Origin of the sequence: Flavobacterium sp., assembly GCF_035299245.1 — a bacterium.
GTDB lineage: Bacteria > Bacteroidota > Bacteroidia > Flavobacteriales > Flavobacteriaceae > Flavobacterium.
The window spans coordinates 1-20,730 of sequence record NZ_DATGWY010000009.1; the positions used below are offsets into that span (position 1 = coordinate 1).

21 protein-coding genes are annotated in these 20,730 nt (G+C 35.8%); 9 read left to right on the forward strand and 12 right to left on the reverse strand.

Going from position 1 to position 20,730, the window contains the following annotated elements; all coding sequences use genetic code 11:
* Positions 1-182: 182 nt before the first annotated feature.
* The 6 genes from nadD to VK161_RS06165 form a co-directional block, all read right to left on the reverse strand.
* Entirely contained in the window at positions 183-764 is a 582-nt protein-coding gene (gene nadD, locus VK161_RS06140) for a nicotinate (nicotinamide) nucleotide adenylyltransferase (RefSeq protein WP_324213885.1), read from the reverse strand.
* 52 nt (positions 765-816) lie between these two features.
* Positions 817-1,182 carry a four helix bundle protein gene (locus tag VK161_RS06145; protein WP_324213886.1) on the reverse strand — a complete coding sequence of 122 codons (366 nt, stop codon included), beginning with the start codon at positions 1,180-1,182 and terminating at the stop codon, positions 817-819.
* Positions 1,183-1,212: 30 nt separating this feature from the next.
* Positions 1,213-1,788, reverse strand: a complete 576-nt coding sequence (gene gmk / locus VK161_RS06150) for a guanylate kinase (protein ID WP_324213887.1) — start codon at positions 1,786-1,788, stop codon at positions 1,213-1,215.
* Positions 1,789-1,828: 40 nt separating this feature from the next.
* The gene (locus VK161_RS06155; RefSeq protein ID WP_324213888.1) at positions 1,829-2,689 is read right to left on the reverse strand and encodes a YicC/YloC family endoribonuclease; all 861 of its coding nucleotides are present in this window, start codon (positions 2,687-2,689) and stop codon (positions 1,829-1,831) included.
* Between the two features lie 97 nt (positions 2,690-2,786).
* Positions 2,787-3,677, reverse strand: a complete 891-nt coding sequence (locus VK161_RS06160; protein ID WP_324213889.1) for a DMT family transporter — start codon at positions 3,675-3,677, stop codon at positions 2,787-2,789.
* Positions 3,677-4,030: an arsenate reductase family protein gene (locus VK161_RS06165; RefSeq protein ID WP_324213890.1), complete on the reverse strand. Its 354-nt coding sequence runs from the start codon at positions 4,028-4,030 to the stop codon at positions 3,677-3,679. The genes VK161_RS06160 and VK161_RS06165 overlap by 1 nt, the downstream gene beginning before the upstream one ends.
* Positions 4,031-4,183: 153 nt before the next feature.
* Here VK161_RS06165 and VK161_RS06170 point away from each other — a divergent pair, with 153 nt between their 5' ends.
* Both VK161_RS06170 and VK161_RS06175 read left to right on the forward strand, forming a co-directional pair.
* The gene (locus VK161_RS06170) at positions 4,184-4,621 is read left to right on the forward strand and encodes an acyl-CoA thioesterase (RefSeq protein ID WP_324213891.1); all 438 of its coding nucleotides are present in this window, start codon (positions 4,184-4,186) and stop codon (positions 4,619-4,621) included.
* 2 nt (positions 4,622-4,623) lie between these two features.
* Entirely contained in the window at positions 4,624-5,079 is a 456-nt protein-coding gene (locus VK161_RS06175) for a DinB family protein (RefSeq protein WP_324213892.1), read from the forward strand.
* Positions 5,080-5,130: 51 nt separating this feature from the next.
* Here VK161_RS06175 and VK161_RS06180 read toward each other — a convergent pair whose 3' ends face one another.
* The 5 genes from VK161_RS06180 to VK161_RS06200 all read right to left on the reverse strand — a co-directional run bounded on the left by VK161_RS06180 (position 5,131) and on the right by VK161_RS06200 (position 9,128).
* Positions 5,131-5,922: a YoaK family protein gene (locus tag VK161_RS06180; protein ID WP_324213893.1), complete on the reverse strand. Its 792-nt coding sequence runs from the start codon at positions 5,920-5,922 to the stop codon at positions 5,131-5,133.
* 1 nt (position 5,923) lies between these two features.
* Positions 5,924-6,388, reverse strand: coding sequence for a hypothetical protein (locus tag VK161_RS06185; RefSeq protein ID WP_324213894.1), 465 nt, complete (start codon positions 6,386-6,388; stop codon positions 5,924-5,926).
* A 12-nt stretch (positions 6,389-6,400) separates the two neighbouring features.
* Positions 6,401-6,898 carry a hypothetical protein gene (locus VK161_RS06190; RefSeq protein ID WP_324213895.1) on the reverse strand — a complete coding sequence of 166 codons (498 nt, stop codon included), beginning with the start codon at positions 6,896-6,898 and terminating at the stop codon, positions 6,401-6,403.
* Positions 6,899-7,052: 154 nt separating this feature from the next.
* The gene (locus VK161_RS06195; RefSeq protein WP_324213896.1) at positions 7,053-8,420 is read right to left on the reverse strand and encodes a HAMP domain-containing sensor histidine kinase; all 1,368 of its coding nucleotides are present in this window, start codon (positions 8,418-8,420) and stop codon (positions 7,053-7,055) included.
* A gap of 3 nt (positions 8,421-8,423) precedes the next feature.
* Positions 8,424-9,128, reverse strand: a complete 705-nt coding sequence (locus tag VK161_RS06200) for a response regulator transcription factor (RefSeq protein WP_324213897.1) — start codon at positions 9,126-9,128, stop codon at positions 8,424-8,426.
* A gap of 122 nt (positions 9,129-9,250) precedes the next feature.
* On the opposite strand from VK161_RS06200, the gene VK161_RS06205 reads away from it, so the two are divergent.
* Entirely contained in the window at positions 9,251-10,393 is a 1,143-nt protein-coding gene (locus tag VK161_RS06205) for a cystathionine gamma-synthase (RefSeq protein ID WP_324213898.1), read from the forward strand.
* Between the two features lie 56 nt (positions 10,394-10,449).
* Here VK161_RS06205 and VK161_RS06210 read toward each other — a convergent pair whose 3' ends face one another.
* On the reverse strand, positions 10,450-11,244 hold the full coding sequence (locus tag VK161_RS06210) for a THC0290_0291 family protein (protein ID WP_324213899.1): 795 nt from the start codon (positions 11,242-11,244) through the stop codon (positions 10,450-10,452).
* A 253-nt stretch (positions 11,245-11,497) separates the two neighbouring features.
* On the opposite strand from VK161_RS06210, the gene gdhA reads away from it, so the two are divergent.
* The 6 genes from gdhA to VK161_RS06240 all read left to right on the forward strand — a co-directional run bounded on the left by gdhA (position 11,498) and on the right by VK161_RS06240 (position 20,730).
* A complete protein-coding gene (gene gdhA, locus VK161_RS06215; protein ID WP_324213900.1) occupies positions 11,498-12,841 on the forward strand; it encodes an NADP-specific glutamate dehydrogenase in 1,344 nt (447 codons plus the stop codon).
* A 130-nt stretch (positions 12,842-12,971) separates the two neighbouring features.
* Positions 12,972-15,338, forward strand: a complete 2,367-nt coding sequence (locus VK161_RS06220) for a T9SS type A sorting domain-containing protein (RefSeq protein WP_324213901.1) — start codon at positions 12,972-12,974, stop codon at positions 15,336-15,338.
* 46 nt (positions 15,339-15,384) lie between these two features.
* Positions 15,385-16,098, forward strand: coding sequence for a DNA repair protein RecO (gene recO, locus VK161_RS06225; protein ID WP_324213902.1), 714 nt, complete (start codon positions 15,385-15,387; stop codon positions 16,096-16,098).
* A 121-nt stretch (positions 16,099-16,219) separates the two neighbouring features.
* Entirely contained in the window at positions 16,220-19,621 is a 3,402-nt protein-coding gene (gene ileS / locus VK161_RS06230; protein WP_324213903.1) for an isoleucine--tRNA ligase, read from the forward strand.
* 7 nt (positions 19,622-19,628) lie between these two features.
* On the forward strand, positions 19,629-20,009 hold the full coding sequence (locus VK161_RS06235) for a TraR/DksA family transcriptional regulator (protein WP_324213904.1): 381 nt from the start codon (positions 19,629-19,631) through the stop codon (positions 20,007-20,009).
* A gap of 85 nt (positions 20,010-20,094) precedes the next feature.
* Complete coding sequence (locus VK161_RS06240) at positions 20,095-20,730, forward strand: lipoprotein signal peptidase (protein WP_324213905.1); 636 nt, start codon at positions 20,095-20,097, stop codon at positions 20,728-20,730.

Genomic DNA, 20,730 nt, shown 5'->3' on the forward strand with positions numbered 1-20,730 from the left:
GTTGTTCATGATTTATGTTGTAAGTTGTAAGTTGTAAGTTGTAAGTTGTAAGTTGTAAGTTGTAAGTTGTAAGTTGTAAGTTGTAAGTTGTAAGTTGTAAGTTGTAAGCTCGTTGTTGAACACAATGCAAATTTACAAAACAATAAGAGGAACAAGTGGTAAAGTAATGTTAAGTAAATGATTTACTTTTTGTAAAAATTATTATGATCTACGTATTCCCACACTTTATGAGGTAACATCGGCGCAACGTTCTTTTTGTTTTTGATGCTGTCGCGGATGAAGGTAGAAGAAAGTTCGATTACGGGTGCGCCAACGCGGTGAATTTTTGGATGATTGACGAATTGATTATCGATTTCACCTGAGTTCATACGAGGATAAACATAAATATCGTGGTATTCTAAAATCACTTCGTAGTTTTTCCACTTGTGGAGCGAGTTGAGGTTGTCTTCGCCCATGATTAACGCAAATTCATTTTTCGGATATTTGTCTTGCAAATGCGCTAAAGTAGTAACGGTATAATTGGGTTGCGGTAGTTTGAATTCGATGTCCGAAGCTTTGATTTTAGTATAATCCTCAGTAGCCAATTGCACCATGTACAAACGTTGGTAATCATCGAGTAGCGTATTCTTTTGTTTGTGCGGATTGTGCGGCGTTACAACCATCCAAATTTGATCCAAATCAGAATGTTCGGCCATGTGATTGGCAATGATCAAATGCCCAACGTGAATAGGGTTGAAAGTTCCGAAATAGAGGCCGATTTTCATCAATTGAAGTGATTAGTGAAAAGTAATTAGTGATTAGTTTTAAGCTTTACCTTTAGTTTTTGAGTGTTTTAGAAAATGAATTAATCATTTTAGATTCTTCGGTTATTAATGCTAAAATTTCGTTGTACAAATCAAAATCGGTAATGAATTCTAATTCTTTGGCAATAATAAGTTGAGTTTCCAATTCGTTTAATGATCCTCTTGAAATATCTAAAAAGTGGCTGAACGATTTATCTGTATTTCTGCCATAGCCTTCACTAATATTTGAAGGAATAGAAACTGCGGCTCTTTTTATTTGACTTGTTAAGGCATACAATTCTTCTTGAGGAAAGGTTTTAGCTAATCTATATACTCTTACGACTAAAACAATTCCTTTTTGCCAAATTATTAAATCTTTATATGAGTTTATGGCTCCCATTTTTGCTATTCACTTTTCACTATTTACTAATTACTCTTTTGAAACAAATTCTTTCACCAACTCATACGCTTCCGCTTTCGCTACATCCAAATCGTAATTTTTAATGATTTTGTCAAATTGTGGCGCTGTGGCCAATTCAACGTGGGCTTTGGCAATGCGCATATTGATTTTTTCATCGCTTTCGGTAGAGCGCTCTTTGAGTCGGCGTTTCAATTCATCTACACTTGGTGGTTTTACAAAAACAGCTAAGGTTTCTTCAGGAAATTTCGATTTGATGCGCAATCCACCAGCCACATCAATGTCGAAGATTACGTTTTTGCCTTTGGCCCAAATGCGTTCGACTTCGCTTTTTAAGGTTCCGTAGAAATTATCGCGGTAGACTTCTTCCCATTCGACAAAATCTTCTGCTTTGATGTGTTTTTTGAAATCGGCAATCGACATAAAATAATAGTCTTTTCCGTCTACTTCTTGTCCGCGTGGCTCGCGAGTTGCCGCCGAAACGGAGAATTCCAAATTCAAATCGGGTTGTGCTAATAAATGGCGTACTATGGTTGTTTTTCCCGAACCCGATGGTGCTGAAAAGACTAATAATTTTCCTTTGTTCATTGTAAATAGCTGTTAGCTGTTAGCTTATAGCTTGTAGCTTTTATAATACATTCAAAACTTGTTCCTTAATTTTCTCCAATTCATCCTTCATCATCACCACCAATTTTTGCATTTCAGAATGGTTTGATTTGGAACCCATCGTATTGATTTCTCTTCCCATTTCTTGAGTAATGAAACCTAATTTTCTACCATTGGCTTCGGTTCCTGCCAAAGTTTCGATGAAGTAATTGAGGTGATTTTCCAAACGGACTTTCTCTTCGGTGATGTCGTATTTTTCGAGGTAAAAAATCAATTCTTGCTCAAAACGATTTTCGTCAACGTTCATTTGAAGTTCGTCCAATGCAGTTCGTAAACGGTTTTTTACGGTATCAATTCGTTCAACATCATAAGCAACAGCATTGTTCATAAGTGTCATGATGTTGGCTATTCGATGTAAAAATTCTTTTTCCAATGAAACACCTTCATCAATTCGGAACTGAGCAATATTATCAATCGCTTCGTCAATTACAGCTTGAATCTGCTTCCATTCGTTTTCATCAATTTCGTCGCGTTCGGTTTTTAAAGCATCAGGCATTCGTACCGCCATTTTCATCAATTCAGTTTCATCGGCATTCGGAATTACCGCTTTCATTTGATTGATGTACCCTTTTACGATCGGAACATTTATTTTGGATGACGTTTCTTCGCCCGTAATTTCAATATAAAGTGAGAAATCAATTTTGCCGCGTTCCAGTCGTTGCGACAATTGATTGCGCAAGCCCAATTCCATTTCGCGATATATAGAAGGCATTCGGGTGTTTAAATCCAAACCTTTACTGTTGAGCGACTTGATTTCTACTGTAATTTTTTTGGTTGGTAATTGCAAACTTGCTTTCCCAAAACCCGTCATCGATTGTATCATTCGTGTATTTTAATTGACTTCAAATATATGAAATAGTGATTAGTGATTAGTAATTAGTGATTAGTAATTTAGGATTTTCAAAGCTAATTACTATTTACTATTCACTTTTTACTCTTTTCTGTGTTACTAAATAAACTCCAGTAAAGATCAAAATGGCCGAGAGTAATTTCACCCAACTCAGTTCGTCTTTTCCTAAACTGACAGCAAAAATAGTAGCGAATAAGGGTTGTAAATAAATAAAAACCGCCACAGTAGTTGGTTTTAATTCGCGCATGGAAACCAAATTGAGTAAATAGGTTAAGAATGTAGAAAAGATGACTACAAATCCTATTTTCCAGAAAATATCAGTGGGAATTTCGGGCCAATTTACGGCATTAAATTCACTCCATCCAAACGGCAATACCATCAAAAATCCAAAGGTGTAAATCCATTTTACAAAGGTGAATGCGTTGTATTTATCCATTAATTTTTTGACGATGATGAGGTAAAATCCATAGGAAATTGCATTGATGAACACCAACAAATTTCCTAAAGTAGCATTGGGTGCGTTGACCATCGATTTTCCGTATAAAATGAGTGTAATGGTTCCAGCCAAACCTAAAGCAATTCCGAGCACTTTGCGTTTTTGCATGCGCTCTTTCATGATAATCGACGATAAAATCAACACAATCATGGGTGTTGTTACCATCAAAACTGCACCCATGATGGGTGAAGTATAACTCAATCCTTTGAAGAAAGTCAGCATGTTCAACGCTACGCCAAAGAAAGCGGCGGCGATGATTCGTGGGAAATCCTGTAGTGAAATTTTTTCTTTCGGACCAAAGAAGGAAACCAACCAAAAAAGCAGCACCGAACCACCAACGCGCAACGAAATGAATCCAAAAGGTTCGATGTATTTTGGCATCACATCTTTGGCAATGGTAAACGTTACACCATAAATAATCGATACTAAAGTGGCGGCCAATAAAGCCCAATTTCTTTTCGACATTAACTCAACACTTTAATTACATCAGCTACATTTTTCTGACCATTTCCAATGTAAATTGTTCCATCAATGATAAAAACCGGTCGACTCAAAAAGGTATAATGTTCTAAAATGTATTTTTTGAAATCGGCTTCGGTCAATGATTTGTTTTTTAAATCCATTGACTTGTACAATTGTGCTTTTTTGCTGAACAATGCTTCGTAACTTCCCGATAATTGGTACATTTCTTCCAATTCCGCTTCTGTAATTGGGTTTTGACGAATGTCGTGGTATTCTAAATTCGCTGTTTTAGGTAACGATTTGATGATTTTTCTGCATGTGTCACATGATGCGAGATAGTATATTTTGTTGGCCATAATCATTGTTTTTTGCAAAAGTAAACTAATGAAACGAATATCTTTTGAAGCAATCGCTACTTTTCATGAAAATTGAGTTAAAGAAACTTTAATTTCTATAATCGATGGCGGTTTCATTTTTATTCTAATTAAATTTGACAAAAATTAACTACAATGAGCACGTTTACCCGAGAGATTTCGATTCGTTGGTCGGATTTAGATCCTAATTTTCACTTGCGACACAGCGCGTATTACGATTTTGGAGCGCAACACCGTATCGAGATTTTATCCCAGCAAGGATTGACAATGAAAATAATGCAAGAACAGCATTTTGGTCCGATTGCTTTTCGCGAAGAATGTGTTTTTAGAAAAGAAATTCACCTGAACGATACCATAACCATCACTACTAAAATTGGTAAAATGAGAGCCGATGCTTCGCGTTGGACGATTGTTCATGATTTTCATAATGCCGAAGGTGCTTTGTGCGCTAAAATCACTATTGACGGTGCGTGGATGGATACTCAACTTCGAAAATTAGCCGTTCCGACACCGCCAATTGCCTTACAAGTGATGGATTCCATTCCGAAAACCGATGATTTTATCTTATTATAATTATGGAAGCAACTTTTAAAATCTGGGAAACCAGTCGTAATGTGTACGCCAAATTTTTAGAGAAGTACACGTTAGAACAACTCAATACGATTCCAGAAGGTTTCAGCAATAACTTGGTGTGGAATTTAGGTCACATCATCGTAGTTCAACAAGCCTTAGTCTACCGATTATCGGGTTTGCCGATGAACATTTCAGATGAACTTTTTGAAACCTACAGAAACGGATCTAAACCAACAGGAACAACCACTCAAGCCGAAGTGGACGAACTCAGAACCCTTCTTTTTTCATTGGTAGAAAAAACCAAAGAAGATTACGCAGCAGGAAAGTTTGTATCGTATACTGATTACACTACCGGAACCGGATTTCACTTAGCTTCCACTAAAGAAGCTATGGAATTCAACAATTACCACGAAGCCATTCATTTAGGGTTTATGATGAATATTCGAAAATTCATTTAAGCATAAAAATAGAAACACCCCAAACCTAATTCCTATTTGGGGCGTTTCATTTCAAGAAGCAACCGATTCTTGTTTTTCTTTTTCAAGTCGGATGACCTGATTCAAGTTGAGTTTGATTATTTTTTTCTGATGCCAATACATTTTCAAGCGAAGTTTGGACAAGTCATAAATAATAATGACCACCAAAACCAAACTGGCCAGATAAAACATTTTGAAATTGAGATAGACATAAGTAAATCCAGCTGTAATCGCACCTATTAAATAGGAAGCGGTAATGTAAAGCAGCAGTTTTGCTCTTCCAATTAAGGCTTCGTTAGTGCGGAACTCTTTTTTGGTAAACATTGAAAACAGTATTCCCAAATCGGTTGTTGTACCAGTCAAGTGCGTGGTTTTGACCGAAAAATTAGAAATACTGGCAGTTAATCCGTTTTGTAAACCCATCGCAAACAACATTAAAGCCAGTAAAACATCGGTTTCTGCTAAGGTTTCTTTGTAGAACATTTCACCATAAACTCCAACACTAACCAAACAGATGATTTCCAATACCAATGGAATGGCATGAGCGAGGTAACTGTTTTTTTGGTTCATATGGATAACGAACAAATTGGATGTAAAGCTTCCTAGGAAGAAAAGTGCTATCCAAGAAAAAACAATGGCAATCTGATAGGCATTTCCTTTTACTATTTCAGAAGCTAAAATGGCATAGTGACCCGTGATATTGGACGAAAAAGCAAAGAAAAGCAACAGCGAACCAATATTTACCATGCCTGCAGCGAATGCCGACAAAGTTCCGAGTTTGATGTTGTCTGATAGTGATCGACTATTACTGTATTTCCTGAGCATATTAATTTATTTTTGTAAACGTTAGACGAGCAATTCCTCTGGTATGAGTGTCGGTGTCAAAGTTCAACACAAACCGATCGTCTGACAATTCGGTTAAACTGTAGTGTTCGGTATTGGAATCATCGTATTTGAGTTCGAGTATGTTTCCGCGACCTTTAATATTCCAAGCAATTTCTTTGGAATAGTTTTTTCCTTTAAGAATGAGTTTTCCATTGGGACAGAAAATCCATTTTTCGGCTTTGTGAATTACTAAATCCTGACCTACAACATCTTTTACATAATCAGTCACATTGTTGAAATCTTCTTTAGTTGTGTCGTTGATTTTATCAACCTTTTCATATTCCCAAACCAATTCTTTCCATTCACCTTCAAGGGTGATTTCGGGACTTTTGGCCATACTCAATAACGTAACGAACAAAAGAACCGCCAACCCAAAAAAGCTTGCATATCGAATTCCTATTTTCATGATTATTGTTTTTTATCCTATCGAAACTTGATTGATAAAGACTTCGGCAATTTTTCCTTTTTCTGGGATGGAAGGATGTAAACCCGAATCAATTTTGGTTACTTCTACTGCACATTTTTCGATGAATGGAACTAAATTGAAACTTCTTTTATTGGCAAAAGAGGGTTTTTGTTCCGATAGAAAAATGTGTTGCACTTTATTGCCTTCTAAATAATTATTGAAAGCCGACAGATTGTGACCTGTAAATAAATCTACACGCAATGAATTAATTTGAGAGTCAAATTTATTTTTTATCACTTCACACGCTTCCTCAAATTCAACATTGGTCAAAGAGTCAATTTGTTGCGATTTTGAATAAAAAAGCAAATCTCGGATGGAATCATTCAAATGAACACCGTGTGCCAGTATCACATCATAGGATTGTTGTGTGGTGCTGTTTGCTAATATGGATTTTAGCACATTTAATGATTGTACAGTAAAATCAGTTGGAATTAAAATCGTTGTTCTCATAGTTTTTATTTCTTTAATATTTACAGAAGCAAAACTATAAGTGCGAAATTAGAACCTTCTTAATTTAAGATTAGAATGTTATTAAAATAAACAGGCTGAGATTAAAATGAGATTAGAAAAGCTTAATAAAAGGTTAATTTACTGAAAAACAAGCTTATACTTCATCTGGTTTCCATGTGGGAATGGTTATTTGAACGGTTGTTCCTTGGTTTTGGATCGAGTTGACAAAAATTTTACCGTTGTGCATGCGGATGATGTTTCGAGTAAGCGGTAGACCAATTCCGTAGCCTTCGTAATTTTTGGTATTTGAAGCTCTAAAAAACGGATCGTAAATGTATTGAATTTCGTCTTCTGGAATTCCGATTCCGGTATCTTTTATAATGATGTACACAAAATCGTCAGACGCGCCAATCGAAACGGTTACAATTTTAAAATCAGAGTACTTACAACCATTACTTATGATGTTGCTGAACGCCAAATGAAGTAATTGAGTATTCCCAAAAACCTTCAGTTTCAAAGGGTTTTCAGGTAGTAATTCCATATCAAGATGAATTTTATTTTTGCTGTTCAAGCTTTCTAGGTTTTCTTTTACATCCCATAAGAGTTGATCAATTCTGACTTTTTCTTTCTTCTGAACCTTGCCATTAAAACCCGTTTGAGCGAGAAACAATAACGCTTTGGTTTTGTTATCTAGTTTTTCGGCTTCTTGTAAAATAATTTTTAGCGATTCAACGTAATCTTCTACTTGTCTGGGTTTTGACAGCACCACATCGGTTTCACCAATTATTGCAGTTAGCGGTGTTCGTAATTCGTGTGATGCATTACTGATAAAGTTGTTTTGTGTTTCAAACGAGGTTTCGATACGGTCCAACATATCGTTGAACGTCATGGTCAACTGATTGAGTTCGTCGTTGCTGTTGTTTTCATTCAAACGCAAGTGCAAATTTTCGGAACTGATTTCTTTTACTTTTTCGGTAATGACTGATATGGGTTTAAAAATGTTTTTGGTAAAATAAATAGCAATATACAATAATAGAATGGAGGCAATACCAATGGCAAAAAGCAATGTTTTAATAAGATTTTCGGCTTGATTGATTTCGAAATAGTTTTCAGCAGCGGTAATCACAATGAAATCGCCCGCTTTTGATTTGTAAAGAATGCCTTTGTATAAGTATTTTTCGGTAACAAACTCGGAACTTCCTTTTTGGATGGCTTCTCTAAAAAACGCTTCTTTTATGCCAATTTTTTTTGCTTCTTTGCTGATGTCGAGTTGTTGATTAATTGCAATAAAAAAATCCTTTTCGTGAGGCAATTTTTCAGACGATTCTTCAATTGGAATGGCGTTTTTATTATCTATTCTTTCCCGAGCGACTTTGTTGGCTCTGGCTTCTAATAATTTGAAAAGGTAGTTTTCGGAATAATTAGACACCGAATAATAGATGAACAAACTGAACAACAAAATGACCACCAAAAACGGAATAAGAAACAACAATGTGGTTCTCGAATTTCTCTTAATCTGCATAATTTATTCGTTTTCTTTCAAAACATATCCCATACCAATGATGGTGTGAATCATTTTTTCATCGGGTTTGGTGTCGATTTTTTTTCTGAGGTAATTCACATAAACATCAACTACATTGGTGCCTAAATCATAATTTACACCCCAAACCGCTTCAAGAATATCCATTCGAGAAAGTACTTTGTTTTTGTTTTTTATAAAGTAAAACAAAAGCTTGTATTCGGTAGAAGTAAGCGAAATTTCTTCATTGGCTCTGGTCACAGTTTTGGTGTAATCATTCAGTTCCAAATCACCAAAAACATAAGTGTTTTTATCTTTAGTATTGATTTCAGTACTGGTAATTTTTCCTTTAGATCTTCGAATGAGTGTTTTGATTCGAGCTACCAACTCGATGAATTTAAAGGGTTTAACAAGGTAATCATCAGCTCCATTTTCAAGTCCTAAAACAATGTTTTCTGATGTTCCAAGTGCGGTTAAAAAAAGTATGGGTACGAATTGATTTTCATCGCGAATGGCTTTGCAAACTTCCAAACCATTCATTTCAGGTAGCATGATGTCGAGTACAATTACATCAAAGGTGTTTTCTAAAGCCAATTGCAAGCCTGTTTTTCCCTCAAATGCTACAGTTACTTCAAAACCTTCTTCTGAAAGACCTTTTTTAATAAAAGAAACCACATGCGTTTCATCTTCAACCAAAAGTATTTTTTTCATGAATTAATTGAGCTATAAATTTCGAAAAGTAAGCCTGATACTGAATTTTAACATTAATCAATCCTGCAAATTAAAAAAAATCATTCGAAGTTAATACCTTTGTAACCTAATTTTAACTCAAAATGAAATTCAACACCAAAGTAATACACGGTGGGCAACACCACGAAAAAGTTACTGGAGCGGTAATGACTCCGGTTTTTCAAACATCAACGTATGCGCAATCTAGTCCAGGTCAGCCTGTTGGCGATTACGAGTATTCACGCGCCGCAAATCCAACACGTCAGGCATTAGAAGATGCTTTAGCTTCAATAGAAAATGGAGCACGTGGTTTGGCTTTTGCCTCGGGTTTGGCAGCCACCGATTGTTTGTTGCGTTTGTTCAAAGCGGGAGATGAAATCATTGCTATGGACGACTTATACGGTGGAACGTACCGTTTGTTTACGCGTTTATATAAAGACAGCGGTATCAAGTTCCACTTTGTGGATATGAACGATTTGGACAAGTTTCAGTCGCTCATTAACGAAAACACCAAATTGGTTTGGGTAGAAACGCCAACCAATCCGTTAATGAAATTGGCCGATATCGAAGCCATTGCTCAAATCACCAAAAAACACAATTTGCTTTTCGCTGTTGATAATACGTTTGCCACTCCGTATTTACAAAAGCCGTTAGATTTAGGTGCTGACATTGTTATGCATTCGGCTACAAAATATTTAGGTGGACATTCGGATGTAATTGCCGGAGCATTGATTATTAAAGACAAAGAGTTGGGTGATGAATTGCATTTCAAACAATTTGCAACTGGCGGAACACTTGGTCCAATGGACAGTTATTTGGTGTTACGCGGAATCAAAACCTTGCATTTACGTGTTCAAAGACATTGCGAAAACGGAATGAAAGTAGCCGAGTTTTTAAGCAATCATCCCGAAGTAGATCAAGTATTTTATCCGGGTTTGCCTAATCATCCGTTTCATGAAATTGCCAAAAAGCAAATGAAATCGTTTGGTGGAATGGTTTCTTTTACCTTCAAATCAGGACAAAAAGCAGATGCGATTTCTTTTTTAGAAAAATTAAAAGTATTCACATTGGCCGAATCACTTGGTGGAGTTGAATCGTTGGCCAATCATCCGGCTTTGATGACTCACGCTTCGATTCCGGAAGACAAACGCAAAGAAGTCGGAATCACAGACGATTTAGTTCGACTGAGCGTAGGTGTTGAAGATATTGACGATTTGCTTGCTGATTTAGAACAAGCCTTCAGATAAAAAAAATCCCGTTCGAGAAGAGCGGGATTTTTTGTTTTATTTTTTTATTTTAACTTTTAATTGATGTAGTAAATATAACCAAAATTCAACCAAACGTTCCAATCGTTGGCTTTGTTTTCGGTATAAATAGTTGGATCAGGATTCAAACCATCAACCCAGTTTGAAAAATAATACTGCCATCTTAAATCAACCATTAAATCAGATAATTCGGTTAATTTGTATCGTGTTCCAACACTTGATACCACTGACCAAGTTGAACTTCCATCGTTACGAACTGCATTAATGTATTTTGGATGCGTTACTGTAGGTAATGAACCCAAACCTGGACCCAATTCTGAATACGCTTCCGGATTGTAAAAACTAAACTGAGCTCCTAAACTAATAAATGGTGCCCAAGCTCCAATAGTTGCAGAGAAATCTCGAATACTGTAAGGGAAATACTCTAATTGCATTCCAATATTAGTAACAGAAGTACTACCTCTCATAGCTCTTAATTGTTGCGCTCCTAATGAGGTTTTAGAATCTTCAACCCATCTACCAAAATGTTGTAAATTGGTTTTATTATAAGAAAGTTCAGTTCTTAATTTGAAGTGATCGTTGAAATAAGTTTCAGGAGTATAACAGTTACACTCTGCTTTGTAGGAAAAGTTCAAGTAGTGAATTAATCCAATTCCATAACCCGTATTTCCTGCATTAGTAGACAAATCAGAACGTTCTCCGTAATCCGATTGAAAAGCTACTGGACCAATGATAGCTCCAACTTCGTGTGAAAAACCGAACTGAGCATTTACTTTATTTAGTGAGCTAAATAACAGTAAAAATAATACTATGATATATTTGGGCGTTTTCATATACTTATTTCATTTGCTGACAAATATATAAAAACATCATTCACTATTAAAATAATTTTAAAAATTACTTTAAAAACAGTAAAAAAAACTTTTTTCTAAATCAAACGCGTCTAAATTTTCACAATAGTTTAAAATTTCTTGTCAATCAAATAAAAATTTTGAGAAATTAAAAAAAATTATACTACTATTTTAATAAAATGTATATTTGTGCGATTTTACGAAAACGTTTTCTTAAACATTAAAAATATTATTTATGTCACAAAGTATTCATTCTTTTTTAGAGGCTGTATCTAAGAGAAATACAAATGAACCTGAGTTTTTACAAGCGGTAAAAGAAGTAGCTGAAACAGTTATTCCGTTTATCGAAGAAAATAAAAAATACCAAAACAAAATGCTTTTGGAGCGAATGGTTGAACCAGAAAGAGTAATCATGTTCAGAGTTACTTGGGTTGACGATGCAGGAAACACTCAAGTGAATAGAGGTTACAGAATCCAAATGAATTCAGCTATTGGTCCTTACAAAGGAGGAATTCGTTTCCATCCAACTGTAAATTTAAGTATTTTGAAATTCTTAGCTTTTGAACAAACTTTCAAAAATAGTTTGACTACTCTACCAATGGGCGGAGGAAAAGGAGGTTCTGATTTTGATCCTAAAGGAAAATCGGACAACGAAATCATGAAATTCTGTCAAAGTTTTATGACCGAATTATCGAAACATATCGGAGCAGATACTGACGTTCCTGCTGGAGATATCGGTGTTGGAGGAAGAGAAGTGGGTTATATGTTTGGTCAATACAAAAGATTGAGAAATGAATTTACTGGAGTTTTAACAGGAAAAGGAATCACTTTTGGAGGTTCATTAATTCGTCCAGAAGCAACAGGATACGGTGATGTATATTTTGCTCAAAGTATGTTGGCAACACGTGGTGATAGTTTCACCGGAAAAACGGTGGTTGTTTCGGGTTCAGGAAACGTGGCGCAATATGCTATTGAAAAAGCAACTCAATTGGGTGGAAAAGTAGTTACTGCTTCAGATTCATCAGGTTATATTTACGATGCAGATGGAATCAATGCGGAGAAATTGGCTTACATCATGGAAATTAAAAACGTAAACTACGGAAGAATTTCTGACTATGTGGCTAAATATCCAAGTGCTCAATTTGTTGCTGGAAAACGTCCTTGGGAAGTAAAATGTGATGTCGCATTACCGTGTGCTACTCAAAACGAATTAAACGGCGATGAAGCTAAAATGCTTGTTGACAACGGATGTTTTTGTGTAGCCGAAGGCGCTAATATGCCATCTACTCCAGAAGCAATTGAAGTATTCCACAAAGCAAAAATTTTATTTGCTCCAGGAAAAGCATCTAACGCTGGTGGTGTTGCTACTTCTGGTTTAGAAATGTCACAAAACTCGTTGCGTTTGAGCTGGACAAGAGAAGAAGTAGACGAAAGATTAAAAAGAATCATGTCTGACATTCACGAATCTTGCGTAAAATACGGTTCGGATGGTTCAGGTTACGTTGATTATGTAAAAGGCGCAAACGTAGCAGGTTTCGTAAAAGTAGCCGATGCAATGCTAGCACAAGGAATAGTGTAAACACGATTTACTTAAAATAGTAAAATCGCCTCAATAATTTTTGAGGCGATTTTTTTTGTTTAACAAAATAGTAAGGATGAATAACTCCGGGCTTTTACTATTTAAATTTCTATATATTTTTTAAAAGTATATGAAAAACCATTTAATTGCGTTTATACTATATTTGTACAATTATTTAATTTCCATGCTAAAAATTGCTAGAATTATTACTTTGTTATTGATTTCCATAGTAGGTTTTTCTCAAAAAAACCCACAATGGGAAGGCTATTTTTCGTATAATAACATCAAAGACATTTCCAATTCGTCAACTTCATTATATGCTGCCGCTGAAAATTCATTTTTTATAAAAAATTCGTCAACTAATACGCTCAGCACATTCAATTCAGTTGATGGATTTAAGCCCGACATTATTTCCTCTATTTATTACAGCGAACAAAAAAATATACTTTTTGTTGGGAATACTAATGGGTTGGTTTTGTTAGTTCTTTCAGATGGAAGAGTGCTGCAAAAAAGAGGAATTATCGATGAGGTTCCAGTAACTCCAACTCTCAAAAACATCAATAATTTCTACGAGTATCAAGATAAAATTTATATTTCTTGTGATTATGGAATTTCAGTTTTTGATTTGAATACTTTAGAATTTGGAGATACATTGATAATTGGCAATAATGGAAATTTTGCAAAAGTTTTTCAAACAACAGTAATTAATAATGAATTGTATGCTGTCACTCAATTTGATGGTCTAAAAAAAATAGACATTGCAAATCCCTTTATGGTTGATTACGATCAATGGCAAGTCTTTCATCCTGGTTTTTGGAATGGAATCGTAACGTTTCAGAATCAGTTGATAATTGCAAATTACGGGCTTTTATATCGATACGATGGTGCTCAGTTTATTTCTTTTTTAAATTCAAATGAAACCATAAATAAAGTTAGAATAAGTGGTAATTATCTTGTAATTCAAACCCTCAATAGGGTTTATGTATTTGATCAAACTTTGCAACAAATCGCTCAAGTTCAATCCAGTCAGATAACCGATTTGAATGTTACTTTTACTTCAGCAACTGTTTTGAATGAAACAATATACATTGGAACAGAAAATGATGGAGTAGTTGGTGTTCCCCTCAATAATCTTACTAGTTTTGAAATAGTAAAACCTGATGGACCCGAGCAAAATAATATTTTTAGAGTAAAAAAATCATCTACTGCACTATGGACGCTCTATGGTAAGTACAATCGAACCTATAATCCGTATTTTCCGCCTTTTGGTTTAGGACAATTTCCCATCAGTTTATACAAGAAAGAAGAAGGCTGGTCCATTTTACCTTACAACGATATTTTTCAAGCAAAATCACTCTCGTCTCTTGCATTCAATCCAAATAATGAAAACGAGGTTTATGTAAGTTCTTATTTTTCAGGATTGTTGAAAATAGAAAATGAAGAAGCAGACATTCTCTACAATACCACAAATACAGGGCAAAATGGTTTGCAATCGTTGACCTTAACACCACCGAATCCAACCTATATTGATATTAGAATAAATGGTCCCGTTTTCGACAAAAGTGGTAATCTTTGGATGACCAACAACATGGTTGATAAACCACTAAAAGTACTCCGTTCCAATGCACAATGGCAGTCGTATGATTTTACAGATATTATTCCAGAGGCAATAAACGAGAGTTATGCACCTTTAGTTATTGACAAAAATAACACCAAATGGTTGCCTTCATCTCGAAACGGTCTTATTGGTTTTAACGAAGGACTGAATAATAAATCAATAGTAATTAAAACGTCCACTGAAGGGAATTTACCAGATACTGACGTTCGTTGTGTAGCCATCGATGCCCGAAACCAATTGTGGATTGGTACAGCAAAAGGGCTTCGAATTATACAAAACGTTGATCAGTTTCTTTCTCAAGATGATATTCAAACTCGTTCCATAATCATTCTCGAAAATGATTTGGCTCAAGAGTTGTTTTATGAACAATTCATCTTAGATATAACTGTAGATGGCGCCAATAGAAAATGGGTTGCAATTGCCGATTCAGGTGTATATTTAGTCTCTTCAAACGGACAGGAAACCATTTATCATTTTACCAAAGAAGATTCTCCTTTACCTAGTAATAATGTTAACGATATAGAAATCGATTCGGTAACAGGTGAAGTTTTTTTTGCTACTGATAAAGGATTGGTCTCGTTCAAAGGATCAGCAACCAAACCAAGTGACGATTTAAGTGGAGTTTATGTATATCCAAATCCGGTTCGACCCGAATACGAAGGAACGGTAAAAATTAGCGGTTTGACTGATAAAGCCAATGTCAAGATCACCGATATTACAGGCAATTTGGTTCACGAAACCACAGCGCTTGGCGGAACCATCGAATGGGATACAACTGCTTTTGGGAAATACAAAGTAGCTTCGGGTGTGTACATGATTTTCATCGCCGCTCAAGACGGAATCGAAACCAAAGTTAAAAAAGTCATGATAGTACGTTAAATCAGTAAACTTCGTACTTCGCAAATCGTAAATTGTACTTCAAAAAATGTTGGTTAAAACAAAAGCAATCGTCATTTCTTCTCTCAAATACCAAGAAAAAAGTCTGATTGTAAAGTGTTTTACACAATCCGATGGACTCAAGAGCTATTTTGTACAAAGTGCCTTTTCATCCAAAAAAGCAACCCAAAAAATAGCTTATTTTCAGCCTTTAACCATTTTAGAAATTGAAGCCAGTCACAAAAATAAAGGTACTTTAGAGCATTTTAAAGAAATCAAATTAGCTGCGGCATATCAAACAATTAACACTGATATTGTAAAGAGTACCATCGTCATTTTTTTATCGGAAGTGCTTCATCATTCCATTCAAGAGGAAGAAAAAAACGAGCATTTATTTACCTTTTTAGAAACAGCGTTGCTTTGGCTCGATACGCATGAAGAAACAGCCAATTTTCACCTGATCTTATTATTAGAAATCACTAAATTTCTGGGTTTTTATCCTGATAATTCTGAAGTTGATTTTCCTTTTTTTGAAATGAATGAAGGGCAATTTTCTCCGCTTCACGGTATAAGTTGCCTATCGGAACACGAAACCCATTTGTTCAAAAAATTAATGAATCTCAAATTCGATTCTGATCAGAAGGTTTTTGCTGGAATCGAACGCCAAATTCTACTCAAAATCCTACTTGATTATTATTCTATTCACCTAGACGGATTCAAAAAACCAAAATCACTCGACGTTTTAAAGGAGGTTTTTTCTTAAAAACATAAAAAACACCCAAACTTTATCGATTTTTAGCAAAAGTCCATTCTCTTTATTCTATTTTCTATTCTCTTTTCTCAAAATTCATTACTTTCGCAAACTGATTTAAGAATACGACAAAATGAGTACAAAATTTACTGAATACAAAGGACTTGACTTGCCAACAGTTGCATCAGAAGTTCTTGATTTTTGGAAAAAAAACCACGTTTTTGAACAAAGTGTAACCTCACGCGAAGGCAATGAACCGTATGTGTTTTTCGAAGGACCACCATCAGCCAATGGTTTGCCCGGAATTCACCACGTAATGGCACGCGCGATTAAAGATATTTTTTGTCGTTATAAAACTCAAAAAGGCTACCAAGTAAAGCGTAAAGCAGGTTGGGATACGCATGGTCTGCCTGTTGAATTGGGAACCGAAAAAGAACTAGGCATCACCAAAGAAGACATCGGAAAAACCATCACTGTAGAAGAATACAACGAAGCGTGTAAACGAACCGTAATGCGCTACACTGATGTGTGGAACGACCTTACCGAAAAAATGGGTTATTGGGTGGATATGGAAGATCCATACGTAACCTACAAATCCAAATACATGGAAAGCGTTTGGTGGTTACTCAAACAAATCTACAACAAAGATTTGCTCTATAAAGGCTACACGATTCAACCGTATTCGCCTAAAGCAGGAACGGGTTTGTCTTCACACGAAGTCAATCAACCCGGAAGTTACCGTGATGTTACTGATACTACGGTTGTTGCTCAATTCAAAACTAAATCAGAAACGCTACCGAGCTTTTTGCGAGGTTTTGGTGATGTGCATATTTTGGCCTGGACGACAACTCCATGGACATTGCCAAGTAATACGGCTTTGACTGTTGGGCCCAAAATCGAGTATGTTTTAGTTAAAACCTTCAATCAATATACATTTGAACCTATAAATGTCATTTTGGCTAAAAATTTAGTCGGAAAACAATTCGGGAAAATCTTTTTTGAGTCGACAGAAGTGACTGATTATGAAAATTTCAAAGAAGGCGATAAAAAGATTCCGTTTCAAATTCTAACCGAATGCAAAGGTGCTGATTTAGTCGGAATCCGCTACGAACAATTGATGCCATTGGTGTTGCCGCATCAAAATCCAGAAAATGCTTTTAGAGTAATTTCGGGAGATTTCGTTACCACTGAAGACGGAACCGGAATTGTGCACACTGCTCCAACATTTGGTGCTGATGACGCCAAAGTAGCCAAGGAAGCCACACCTGAAGTTCCGCCCATGTTGGTGTTGGACGACAATGGTAATCCAGTTCCATTAGTTGATTTGCAAGGAAAATTCATTCAAGGTTTGGGCGATTTATCCGGAAAATATGTAAAGAATGAATATTATGATGCTGGAACTGCTCCTGAAAAATCAGTTGATGTTGAAATTGCAATTCGTTTAAAAGAAGAAAATAAAGCCTTTAAGGTAGAAAAATACGTTCACAGTTATCCTCACAGTTGGAGAACCGATGAGCCGCTTTTATATTATCCATTGGATTCATGGTTCATCAAAGTGACCGAAATCAAAGATCGTATGTTCGATTTGAATGATACCATCAACTGGAAGCCCAAAGCAACGGGTGAAGGTCGTTTCGGGAATTGGTTGAAAAACGCCAACGACTGGAATTTATCGCGTTCACGCTATTGGGGAATTCCGTTGCCTATCTGGCGAACAGAAGACAAAAATGAAGAGATTTTAATTGGTTCGGTAGAAGAATTATACAATGAAATCGAAAAGTCCATCGCAGCAGGTTTTCAAAATTCAAATCCGTTCCAAGGTTTTGAAATCGGAAACATGAGCGAGGAAAACTACGATTTGGTTGATTTACATAAAAATGTAGTTGATGCCATAACTTTAGTATCACCATCTGGAAAACCAATGAAGCGCGAAAGCGACTTGATTGATGTGTGGTTCGATTCGGGTGCGATGCCTTACGCTCAATGGCATTATCCGTTTGAAAACAAGGATAAGATTGATGAAAATAAAGATTTTCCGGCTGATTTTATTGCCGAAGGTGTGGATCAAACACGCGGTTGGTTTTACACTTTACACGCTATCGGAACTTTAGTTTTTGATAAAATTGCCTACAAAAATGTAGTGTCAAACGGTTTGGTTTTGGATAAAAACGGACAAAAAATGTCCAAACGTTTGGGCAATGCTGTTGATCCTTTCGAGACTTTAAAAGAATACGGTCCGGATGCAACGCGTTGGTACATGATTTCCAATGCCAATCCTTGGGACAATTTAAAATTTGATATCGAAGGTGTAGCAGAAGTGCGTAGAAAATTCTTCGGAACGTTGTACAACACGTATTCATTCTTCGCCTTATACGCAAACATTGATAATTTCAATTATGCAGAAGCAGAAGTTCCGTTGAACGAACGACCCGAAATTGATCGTTGGATTTTATCCGAATTGCATACTTTGATTAAAGTAGTTGATGAAGCGTATGCCGATTACGAACCCACCAAAGCAGCTCGTGCGATTTCTGATTTCGTACAAGAAAACTTGAGTAACTGGTACGTTCGTTTGTGCCGCAGAAGATTCTGGAAAGGCGAATACGGAACCGATAAAATCGCAGCGTATCAAACTTTGTATACTTGTTTGCTGAATGTGGCGAAACTTTCCGCTCCAATTGCTCCATTCTTTATGGACAAATTGTATTGCGATTTAGTCAATGCTACTGGAAGCGAGAGTTTTACTAGTGTTCACTTGGCAAAATTCCCCGTTTCAGTTGAAAACTTTGTTGATAAATCGCTCGAGAGCAAAATGATGAAAGCACAAACGGTTTCATCCTTAGTTTTATCGCTTCGAAAAAAGGAAATGATAAAAGTACGTCAACCGTTGCAAAAGGTTATGATTCCTGTGCTTGACGAGGTTCAGCGTGCTGAAATTGAAGCAGTTTCTGACCTGATTAAAGCGGAAGTAAACGTCAAAGAAGTACAACTTTTAGACGATGCTTCGGGTGTTTTGGTGAAGCAAATCAAGCCTAATTTTAAGACCTTAGGGCCGCGTTTTGGTAAAGATATGGGATTGATTTCCAAAGAAATACAAAACTTTTCTCCGGAACAAATCAACGAAATTGACGCTAAAGGAGAGCTATCGCTTGTTATTTCAGGAAATAGTATAACTTTAACATCCCAAGACGTAGAAATCACTTCGCAGGATATTCCTGGATGGTTGGTAGCCAATGCAAACGGAATTACCGTAGCTTTGGACATCACTATTTCGGAAGAATTGAAACAAGAGGGAATTGCCAGAGAATTGGTCAACCGAATCCAAAACATCAGAAAAGATTCTGGATTTGAAGTAACGGATAAAATAAAAGTGCAACTTCAACGTAGCGGTGAATTAGAACAGGCAATTAAAAATAATGAACACTATATCATGTCGGAAACACTAACCCAGGAGTTGGTTTTTGAAGACGAAGTGAAAAATGGTATAGAAATTGAATTCGACGACATAAAAACAATGATATTAATCTCAAAATAGAAAAAAGATGGTAGAAGAAAAAATGAGATACTCTGATGCTGATTTAGCTGAGTTCAAAGAATTAATCCTAAAAAAAATTGAAAAGGCTCAAGCCGATTTGGAATTGATAAAAAGTGCCTATATGAATGATTTAAACAACGGAACAGACGATACGTCGCCAACGTTTAAAGCATTTGAAGAAGGCAGCGAAACTATGTCGAAAGAAGCGAATTCACAATTGGCTATTCGTCAAGAAAAATTCATCCGCGATTTGAAAAATGCTCTATTCCGTGTTGAAAATAAAACCTACGGAGTTTGCAAAGTAACGGGTAAATTGATTTCAAAAGAGCGTCTTAAAATAGTTCCTCATGCTACTATGAGTATTGAAGCCAAAAACATGCAACGATAATATTCTTAAATAATACATAAAACGCTCCTGTTTAGGAGCGTTTTTTTTAAAAATAATTCTATTTTTGCTCTCAAATTGTTAAAAAATGAAACTAAGACACGCAACACTCATAATTTTCATCATTCTTTTAATTGATCAGTTTTCCAAAATTTATGTGAAAACTAATTTTATTTATGAAGAAGAATTTGAGGTTTTTTCGTGGTTCAAATTGCATTTTATAGAAAATGAAGGAATGGCTTGGGGAACCGAAATTCCTGGAGATTATGGTAAATTAATACTAACTGTTTTTAGAATTTTTGCCGTGTTTGGAATTGCGTATTGGTTGTATGATTCGGTACAAAAAGAAAAATCCAATTTTCTAATCACTGCTATTTCCTTAATTTTTGCAGGCGCTTTCGGAAACATCATCGATTCTGTTTTGTATGGTGTAATGTTCAATGATAGTCACGGTCAATTGGCCACTTTTTTCCCACCTGATCATTATTCTACTTGGTTTCATGGAAAAGTAGTTGATATGTTTTATTTCCCAATTTGGGAAGGACAATTGCCTTCTTGGCTTCCGGGTTGGGGCGGACAAAATTTCCGCTTTTTTAACGCTATTTTCAATGTAGCCGATTTTGCTATTTCAGTAGGTGTCGGAATCTTAATTGTATTCAACAAAAAAGCATTCACACTACCAGAAACGAGTAGATCAAGAATTTATTCGGATAAATTAGATTAA

Excerpts from the sequence above, each read along its gene's own strand:
- nadD (WP_324213885.1), bottom strand. The coding sequence starts at position 764 with ATGAAAATCGGCCTCTATTTCGGAACTTTCAACCCTATTCACGTTGGG.
- VK161_RS06145 (WP_324213886.1), bottom strand. The coding sequence starts at position 1,182 with ATGGGAGCCATAAACTCATATAAAGATTTAATAATTTGGCAAAAAGGA.
- gmk (WP_324213887.1), bottom strand. The coding sequence starts at position 1,788 with ATGAACAAAGGAAAATTATTAGTCTTTTCAGCACCATCGGGTTCGGGA.
- VK161_RS06155 (WP_324213888.1), bottom strand. The coding sequence starts at position 2,689 with ATGATACAATCGATGACGGGTTTTGGGAAAGCAAGTTTGCAATTACCA.
- VK161_RS06160 (WP_324213889.1), bottom strand. The coding sequence starts at position 3,677 with ATGTCGAAAAGAAATTGGGCTTTATTGGCCGCCACTTTAGTATCGATT.
- VK161_RS06165 (WP_324213890.1), bottom strand. The coding sequence starts at position 4,030 with ATGGCCAACAAAATATACTATCTCGCATCATGTGACACATGCAGAAAA.
- VK161_RS06170 (WP_324213891.1), top strand. The coding sequence starts at position 4,184 with ATGAGCACGTTTACCCGAGAGATTTCGATTCGTTGGTCGGATTTAGAT.
- VK161_RS06175 (WP_324213892.1), top strand. The coding sequence starts at position 4,624 with ATGGAAGCAACTTTTAAAATCTGGGAAACCAGTCGTAATGTGTACGCC.
- VK161_RS06180 (WP_324213893.1), bottom strand. The coding sequence starts at position 5,922 with ATGCTCAGGAAATACAGTAATAGTCGATCACTATCAGACAACATCAAA.
- VK161_RS06185 (WP_324213894.1), bottom strand. The coding sequence starts at position 6,388 with ATGAAAATAGGAATTCGATATGCAAGCTTTTTTGGGTTGGCGGTTCTT.
- VK161_RS06190 (WP_324213895.1), bottom strand. The coding sequence starts at position 6,898 with ATGAGAACAACGATTTTAATTCCAACTGATTTTACTGTACAATCATTA.
- VK161_RS06195 (WP_324213896.1), bottom strand. The coding sequence starts at position 8,420 with ATGCAGATTAAGAGAAATTCGAGAACCACATTGTTGTTTCTTATTCCG.
- VK161_RS06200 (WP_324213897.1), bottom strand. The coding sequence starts at position 9,128 with ATGAAAAAAATACTTTTGGTTGAAGATGAAACGCATGTGGTTTCTTTT.
- VK161_RS06205 (WP_324213898.1), top strand. The coding sequence starts at position 9,251 with ATGAAATTCAACACCAAAGTAATACACGGTGGGCAACACCACGAAAAA.
- VK161_RS06210 (WP_324213899.1), bottom strand. The coding sequence starts at position 11,244 with ATGAAAACGCCCAAATATATCATAGTATTATTTTTACTGTTATTTAGC.
- gdhA (WP_324213900.1), top strand. The coding sequence starts at position 11,498 with ATGTCACAAAGTATTCATTCTTTTTTAGAGGCTGTATCTAAGAGAAAT.
- VK161_RS06220 (WP_324213901.1), top strand. The coding sequence starts at position 12,972 with ATGAAAAACCATTTAATTGCGTTTATACTATATTTGTACAATTATTTA.
- recO (WP_324213902.1), top strand. The coding sequence starts at position 15,385 with ATGTTGGTTAAAACAAAAGCAATCGTCATTTCTTCTCTCAAATACCAA.
- ileS (WP_324213903.1), top strand. The coding sequence starts at position 16,220 with ATGAGTACAAAATTTACTGAATACAAAGGACTTGACTTGCCAACAGTT.
- VK161_RS06235 (WP_324213904.1), top strand. The coding sequence starts at position 19,629 with ATGGTAGAAGAAAAAATGAGATACTCTGATGCTGATTTAGCTGAGTTC.
- VK161_RS06240 (WP_324213905.1), top strand. The coding sequence starts at position 20,095 with ATGAAACTAAGACACGCAACACTCATAATTTTCATCATTCTTTTAATT.